This window comes from Streptomyces sp. FH025, assembly GCF_017427025.1.
GTDB lineage: Bacteria > Actinomycetota > Actinomycetes > Streptomycetales > Streptomycetaceae > Kitasatospora.
Genome location: NZ_JAFLNG010000411.1, coordinates 1 through 7,052 on the forward strand (window position 1 = coordinate 1; position 7,052 = coordinate 7,052).

Consider the following 7,052-nt stretch of genomic DNA (forward strand, 5'->3'; position numbering starts at 1 on the left):
CGTCTCGACGGCGGCGTCCGATGAGGAAGGCCGACAGCAGCGGGACGACGGCGATCGCGGCCGTGAACAACAGCGCCTGGCCGACCGGCAGCTCGATCAGCGCCTCGGGCATCGGGCGGCGGGCGGCTGAGGTCAGCACCACCAACGGCACGATCAGGTGGACGAGCAGGACGCCGAGGCCGAGCCCGACCACCCCGCCGAGCCCGATCAGCAGGGCCTGCTCGGCGACGACGGTGCGGGAGACCTGCCTGCGCGGCGCGCCCAGGGCGAGCAGCAGGGCGGAGTCCCGGGAGCGCTCGTGGGCGGAGCCGACCACGGAGGCGGCGAACCCGATCGCGGCGAGCACGGCGGTGACGATCGCGATGGCCATCAGCGCGCTCTGCGGGGCGGCGCCGATCGGGTCGCCGAGCAGGTTTTCGGAGACCTCGTCGTAGAGCTGGACGTCCTGGGAGCCGGGGGCGGCCCGCAGGGCGGCGGCGGCCTGGGCCGGGGTGCGGTCGCCCGGGCCGGCCGCGGGCAGCCACCATTCGGCGTTGCCGGACACCATGTGCCGCTGGGCGGCCAGCAGCCGCGCGGTGGTGGCGAGGTCGATGACGACCGCGCTGCGACCCGCCACCGGCAGGGCCTCGACGGCGGCGGTGATCCTGACCTGGAGGGTGGTCCCGCCGAACGGGACCTGCACGGTGTCGCCGACCGAGGCGCCGGTGCCCTTCAGGTAGTCGCGGGTGGCGACGCCGGACACGGTCGTCGGTGCCTTCGCGGCGGCGACGGGGCCGCCGGGCGGCAGCGGGACGTCGACCGCGGGGCCGTCGACGGTGTCGGAAACGGCCAGTTTGTGGATGGTGACGTCCCGCTCGTCCGTGCCGGCGCTGGACTCGGTCGCCCCGAGCAGGGTCAGCGGTGCGGCGGCGGACCCCAGCGGCGCGTCGACCAGCGCGCTCAGCGAGGCCGAACCACGGCGGTCGTCGCCGACCAGGGCGCCGGTGAACGGAACCCGGTAGACGATCCCGAAACGGTCCCGGATCAGGAGCGTCTGGGTCAGGGACTGCGTGCTCCCCCGGCTGGTGGACTCGGCGGTGGAGATGTCGGCGTCGATCCGCAGCGGGTGCCCGGGCAGCGGCACGCCGTCCGGTGCTCCGGCGGGTGCGGGCGCGGCGAGCGGGCGGAACAGCTCCTCCCGGCTGTGCCCGTCGAGCAGGTCCTCACGGATCGGGACGCGGTCGGCGAGGGCGGCGGTGTCCGTGGCGAGCACCTGGCCGGTGCCGGAGGGCAGCGGCTGCTGCGCCCGGATCACCGGGACCAGCCGGTCCCCGCCGGGCAGGGTGCCGTAGCGGCCGCCCTGGCCCATCAGCGAGCCGTGCGAGGCGGAGATGCGCAGGCCGCCGAGCGTGCCGAAGGCGGCCTGGTCGCGCTGGGAGGCGGTCCAGGTGGCGTGCTGGCCGAGGGCGAGCACGCCGGTGGCCACGCCCATGACGAGCAGGAGCACGGGGCCGCTGGCCCGGGCGGGTTGGCGGGCCAGCTGCCAGCCGACCAGCGCCGGTCCGAGGCCGCGGCCCCGGGCGGCCACCCGGGCGCCCAGTCGGGCGGCGAGCGGCAGCAGGCGCAGGACCACCAGGGTGCCCGCGCACAGGGCCAGGGTGGGGGTGGCGACCAGCAGCAGGTCGACGCCGAGTTCGCCGGAGGAGTCGGTGGAGAGCCCGCCGCCGTACTGGCTGAGCTGCTGGTAGGCGAGGGCGGCCAGGGCCAGCACGGCGAGGTCTCCGCCGCTGCGGGCGACGCCGGAGACCGCGGCCTGGCGGCGGCCGGCCCGGCGGCGCAGGGCGGCGCCGGCGCCGCGCAGCAGGCTGGGCACGATGGCGAGCGCGGTGCAGCCGACGGCGCAGAGCACGGCCACCGGCCAGAGCGTCCAGCCGATGCCGGTGTGCAGGGCCACCTGTCGGGAGCTGCCCAGGCCGGCCAGGACGCGGACCAGGAACGGGGTGAGCAGGGGCGCGAACGCCGCCGCGGGCAGTGCGAGCAGCAGCAGTTCCAGCGCGGTGAAGCCGCCGAGCCGGGCGCCGGAGGCGCCTCGGGCGGCCAGCAGCTCGTTCTCGCGCTCCTGGCGGGTCGAGATCAGCCGGACGACGAGCAGCAGGGCCGCCCCGGCGAGGACGGCCAGTTGCAGGGCGCCGATCAGCAGGGTGGACCGGGCGACCAGCAGGCTGGCGGACAACTCGCCGATGACGTCGTGGAGTTCGCTCTGCGCGGCGAGGTTCGCGGTCTTGCGCAGGTCGTCGGAGAGTCCCGGGGCGCGGTCGCCGATGGCGCGGGCCGTGTCCTGGTCGACGCCCGCGAAGTCGGCGTCGAGCAGCCAGCCACGGCTGCTCTGCGGCAGGCCTCCGGCCGTGAAGACGCTCTGGTCGACCATCATCGGGCCGTAGGTGGTGAAGTCGCCGACCTGGAACTCCCGTCCGCCGACCGGGTCGATGCGCCAGTACGGGTCGAACGGGTCGGCGGCCCGGTAGACGCCGGTGACCCTGACGGTCAGCGGCTTGCCGTCGAGCCGGCCGGTGACCTGGACGTCGGCGGGAAGCGCCTGTTCGGTCAGGCCCAGCCGGGCGAGCATGACCTGCGGGACGGCGGCCTGCGGGGCTGCGGACTGGACGGGGCCGGTGGCGGCGCCCGGCCAGGCACCGGCGACCAGCCGGACCCGCCCGCGGTCCAGGTCGGCGAGGACCGTCAGATCGGCCTTGGCCGCAGAGGCCCCGGTGACCGGCGCGGCCTGGCCCGCCGCGGCGCCGCCCGCCCGGGCGGCGTCCGCCCTGGCGCCGTCCGGCAGGCCGTAGGAGCGACTGCGCAGCAGGCTGTCGGTGCGCACGGGCAGATCGCCGAAGAGCTTCTGCCGGTAGGAGCCGAGCGCCTCCTCGTCCTTGGCCCGCTGATCCAGACCGTGCTCGGCGGTCACCACCACCGTGGTCCGGGCGTGGCCGGGGCCCTGGAGCGACTGCCGCAGACCGGCCCGGCCGACGCTGCTGTTGAAGGCCACCAGGGCGGTCAGCACCGCCGTGGTGATCAGCACCGCCAGCAGGACGGCAGCGGCCAGCGGCAGTCGTCCGCGCAGTCGGCGCACGACGAAGCCGAGCATCAAGTTCCTCCCCCGGTCACGTCCCCGCTCGCATCCGGTTCGGCCCGTCCGTCCGATCCGGGCACACATCGGCCACAGTCGGAACACTCCGCGGGAACACCGGCGCAATGATCACCGGCAATCGGTCGCCGGATAGCGGACGATGCTGTCAGATCCGATCGACGAACGGAAGAGACTTGCGCGAATCAAGTAAGTAATGAGCAAATTCCTTGCATTGGTAGCATCCCCGGCCAGGGACGCCCCCATTGAAATGCCATGCACACTTCACAAACCCGCTTCGCCGCACCCCCTTTGACGAGGGGAAACACCCGGCCTGAATTTCCGGCCGGGGCGGTGAACCGGCGCAACCGCCGCATCCGTTGACCCGGGAGAGAACCGGGTAGCCACGCCCACAGGGGGACGCCGCATGACGAAGCACCAGGCCGACACCACCACCGCCACCACGACCGCCTCGCCAATGGTGTCCGTGACGGACCTGCGGCGCAGCTTCGGTACCGGCGAGCGGGCCGTCCACGCCCTGCGCGGCGTCAGCTTCTCGGTCGGCCGCGGTGAACTCACCGCTCTCAAGGGCCGGTCCGGCTCCGGCAAGACCACCCTGCTCAACCTGGTCGGCGGCCTGGACGCACCGACCGGCGGCAGCATCGCCCTGGACGGCGTCGACCTCGCCGGGCTGGACGAGGACGGCCGGCTCGCCCTGCGCCGGGAGCGGATCGGCTTCGTCTTCCAGTCCTTCGGGCTGATCCCGATGCTCACCGCCGCCGAGAACGTCGGCGTGCCGATGCGGCTGCGCAAGGTCGCGGCCGCCGAGCGCGAGGAACGCGCGCACACCCTGCTGGCCCTGGTCGGCCTGGCCGACCACGCCAACCAGCGGCCCGGCGAGCTCTCCGGCGGCCAGCAGCAGCGCGTCGCCATCGCCCGCGCGCTGGCCAACGACCCCGGACTGATCATCGCCGACGAACCCACCGGCCAGCTGGACTCCGAGACCGGCCGCGCGATCATGGAGCTGCTGCGCGCGGTGGTCCGCAGCGAGGGCGTCACGGTGCTGGTCGCCACCCACGACCCGACGCTGATGGGGCTCGCCGACCGGGTGATCGAGCTGCGCGACGGCCACGTCGTCGAGGAGGAGACGGAGCGGGCCGCCTGAGTTCCGCGTTTCGATTTCACATGTCCGTCCGCGAACTGATGTGACATCGACGCGGCCGCGCACCATCCCCCCGGAAATGGTCCCGGCAGGACCGCGGACCGGGTTCCGGGAGAGGTTCGACGACGATCAGCCGTCGCATCACGCGTGTCGCGCGCATCGTCCGCGCATTCCTGAACCTGGGCCGGAAGAACGACCGTGGTGGCCGGCGAGACCGCCGGCCACCACGGGTTCACTCCACGGGTCGAACGCTCGGGCCTCGTCCGCTCGGACCCCGCTCGCTCAGACGTCGTTCGCTCAGACCACGTTCGCTCAGACGTCGTTCGCTCAGACCGCCGGGAAGATCTCGGCGTCCGGCTTCAGCAGCTGGCCCGGCTGCGGCGCGGTGCCGTCCACCAGGTAGCGGGTGACCAGGTTGTTCAGGGCCTTGCTGCGGCCGACGGCGCAGTGCTCGATCGAGTCGACGCTGACCAGCACCGCGTTGCCCAGCTCCTGCTGCATCCGCTGGGCGAACTTGTACTGGGTGGCCGGGTCGTAGAGGTTGCCGATCACCATCACGGTGTTGGAGGTCTTCTTGTTCCACGGGCCGCTGAAGCGCTCGGCGTCCCGGGCCGGAGCCGGCCAGCTGGCGCAGGCGGGCGCGTCGAAGGCCTGGTAGCGGCCGAAGGTCGGCGACTCCTTCTCCCAGACCTTGGCGGCGTTGGCGAACACCTTGTCGTTCGACGGGTACGGCTTGTCCTGGCAGTTGACGCCCATGTAGGAGTCGTCACCGGTGTACTCGGAGTCGGCCGGGGCCTCGCGCAGCGCGTGCGGGACGTTCACCGTGAGCTGGTTGGCCGCCTCGTCCGAGGCCTCGGCCCGCGGGGCGACCAGGGCGGTCACGGCCGGCTTGTGCAGCACCTGGTAGGTCGCCTGCAGCGACTTCGCCAGCGGCGCCAGCTTGGCCTGCGAGTACAGGGCGCTGGCCACCTCGCCGGTGAAGCTGCTCAGCGTCACCTGCGAACCGTTGGACAGCGTGATCGGGCTGGTCCGCAGGTGGTCGCGGAGCTCGTCGAACTTGGCGCGGGTGTCACCGTCGCCGAAGGCGCAGCGCGGGGCGCCGGCGGCCTGGCAGCGCTTCAGGAACTCGTCCAGGGCCAGCTCGAAGCCGCCCGCCCGCTGGCGGTCGTACTCCATGCCGTTGTGCAGGCGCAGGTTGGGGTCGACGTTGCCGTCGACGATGATCGCGCGCACCTTGTTCGGGTACATGCCGGCGTACGTCGACCCGATCAGGGTGCCGTAGGAGAACCCGGCGAAGGTGAGCTGGGAGTCACCGACGGCGCGACGCATCCGGTCGAGGTCGCGCACCACGTTGATGGTCGACATGTGCTCGATCAGCGGGCCGGCGTTCTTGCTGCAGGCGTCGCTGTAGTCCTGGTCGGCGTCCAGGGTGTCGGCGATCTCGGCCTTGGTGACCGGCACCCCGACCATGCGGTTGTTGACCGCGTCGGCCTCTTCCTGGGTCTTGAAGCACTTGAGCGGGTTGCTCCGGGCCACCCCGCGCGGGTCGAAGCCGATCAGGTCGAACTTGGACTGCACCTCGGTGCCGAAGCGGGTGGTCGTCGCCCACATGTAGCCGCTGCCGCCCGGGCCGCCCGGGTTGAGGAAGAGCGAGCCGATCCGCTTCGACGGGTCGCTCGCCCGCCGCCGCATCATCGCGATGCCGATCTTCTCGCCCGACGGGTTGTCGTAGTCCAGCGGCACCGGGTAGACGGCACAGTCGTAGATGCCGGGGTCCGGCTTGCTCGGGTCGGGGTTGCACGGCTTCCAGGCGACGGGATCGACCTTCGCCTCGGCGCCGGCGCCCGGCGCCAGGTCGAACGGCGCGGCCGAAGCGGCGACGGCGGTACCGGTGACAAGGGCGAGCGCGCAGGTGACCGCTCCGGCCAACGTGGATATGCGGGACAAGGAACCTCCTCCGTACTGAAAGGGCGGCCCAAGCCTGTCAGCCGGAGATCTCCGTGTGAAGACCTGGAAACAACGGAAATCTTCGGCACGTCACGCCATACGTGATCGAAATATTCTGTGAATGAAGCAACTTGACGGTTGATTGACGTCAGCTTGACCCGACCCTGAGGGGGCTGGACCGGCGGGTGAGCTCCCCCGGGACTCTCGCCGAGCCGGAGCGCGGGTCGGTGCCGGGCGGGGCTCCTGACGGTCAGCCGGTCGCGCCGCGCAGGGCGGCGGCCACCAGGCCTTCGACCTCGTCGGCGCCGGTCTCGCCCCCACCGACCAGCCGGTCGAAGACCAGGCCGTCGATGCAGGCCAGCAGTGTGGCGGTCCGCCGGTCCGGGTCGGGGACACCCCGGTCGGCTAGGAAGGCACGGACAGCGGCACGCCCCGCGTTCTCGCGCGGCACGAGGATCTCCCGCAGCTCCGGGTCGCGCACGCTCTCCACCGCGCAGGCGTACCGGGCGAGCGAGCGCCGACGCCCCTCGCCGGTCAACCGGTGGTTCATCAACTCGCCGATCAGCTCGACGAGTTCGCCCGTCGAGCTGATCGCCACCCGTTCCCCCATGGCCTGCAGCTCGCCCTGGTCCAGCTCGACCAGCCGCCGCACCAGCGCGGTGAGCAGCGCCTGCCTGGTCCGCAGGTAGGCCGAGGTGGTGCCGGCCGGCAGCCCGCCCGCCGCGTCCACCGCCCGGTGGGTCAGCCCCCGGACACCGGCGTCCGCCAGCACGCCGATCGCCGCGTCCGCCAGCACGGTCCGCCGGTCCGGCCGCGCCGCGCCACCCCGCATCTTCTGCT

At 72.9% G+C, this 7,052-nt stretch carries 4 protein-coding genes; 1 reads left to right on the top strand and 3 read right to left on the bottom strand.

The annotated features are described in order from the left end of the window. A partial coding sequence (locus J0670_RS25285) for an FtsX-like permease family protein (RefSeq protein ID WP_207813965.1) occupies window positions 1-3,124 on the bottom strand: 3,124 nt, incomplete at its 3' end. A gap of 406 nt (window positions 3,125-3,530) precedes the next feature. Between J0670_RS25285 and J0670_RS25290 the strand changes: the two genes are divergently transcribed. Beyond that, window positions 3,531-4,268: an ABC transporter ATP-binding protein gene (locus tag J0670_RS25290; protein ID WP_207813966.1), complete on the top strand. Its 738-nt coding sequence runs from the start codon at window positions 3,531-3,533 to the stop codon at window positions 4,266-4,268. 324 nt (window positions 4,269-4,592) lie between these two features. Here J0670_RS25290 and J0670_RS25295 read toward each other — a convergent pair whose 3' ends face one another. Continuing rightward, entirely contained in the window at window positions 4,593-6,212 is a 1,620-nt protein-coding gene (locus J0670_RS25295; RefSeq protein ID WP_207813967.1) for an alpha/beta hydrolase, read from the bottom strand. A gap of 250 nt (window positions 6,213-6,462) precedes the next feature. Further along, a complete protein-coding gene (locus J0670_RS25300; RefSeq protein ID WP_207813968.1) occupies window positions 6,463-7,044 on the bottom strand; it encodes a TetR/AcrR family transcriptional regulator in 582 nt (193 codons plus the stop codon). Between the last annotated feature and the right edge of the window lie 8 nt (window positions 7,045-7,052).

Bases quoted from the DNA above. Each gene is read 5' to 3' on its own strand.
- J0670_RS25290 (WP_207813966.1), top strand. From the start codon at position 3,531: ATGACGAAGCACCAGGCCGACACCACCACCGCCACCACGACCGCCTCG.
- J0670_RS25300 (WP_207813968.1), bottom strand. From the start codon at position 7,044: ATGCGGGGTGGCGCGGCGCGGCCGGACCGGCGGACCGTGCTGGCGGAC.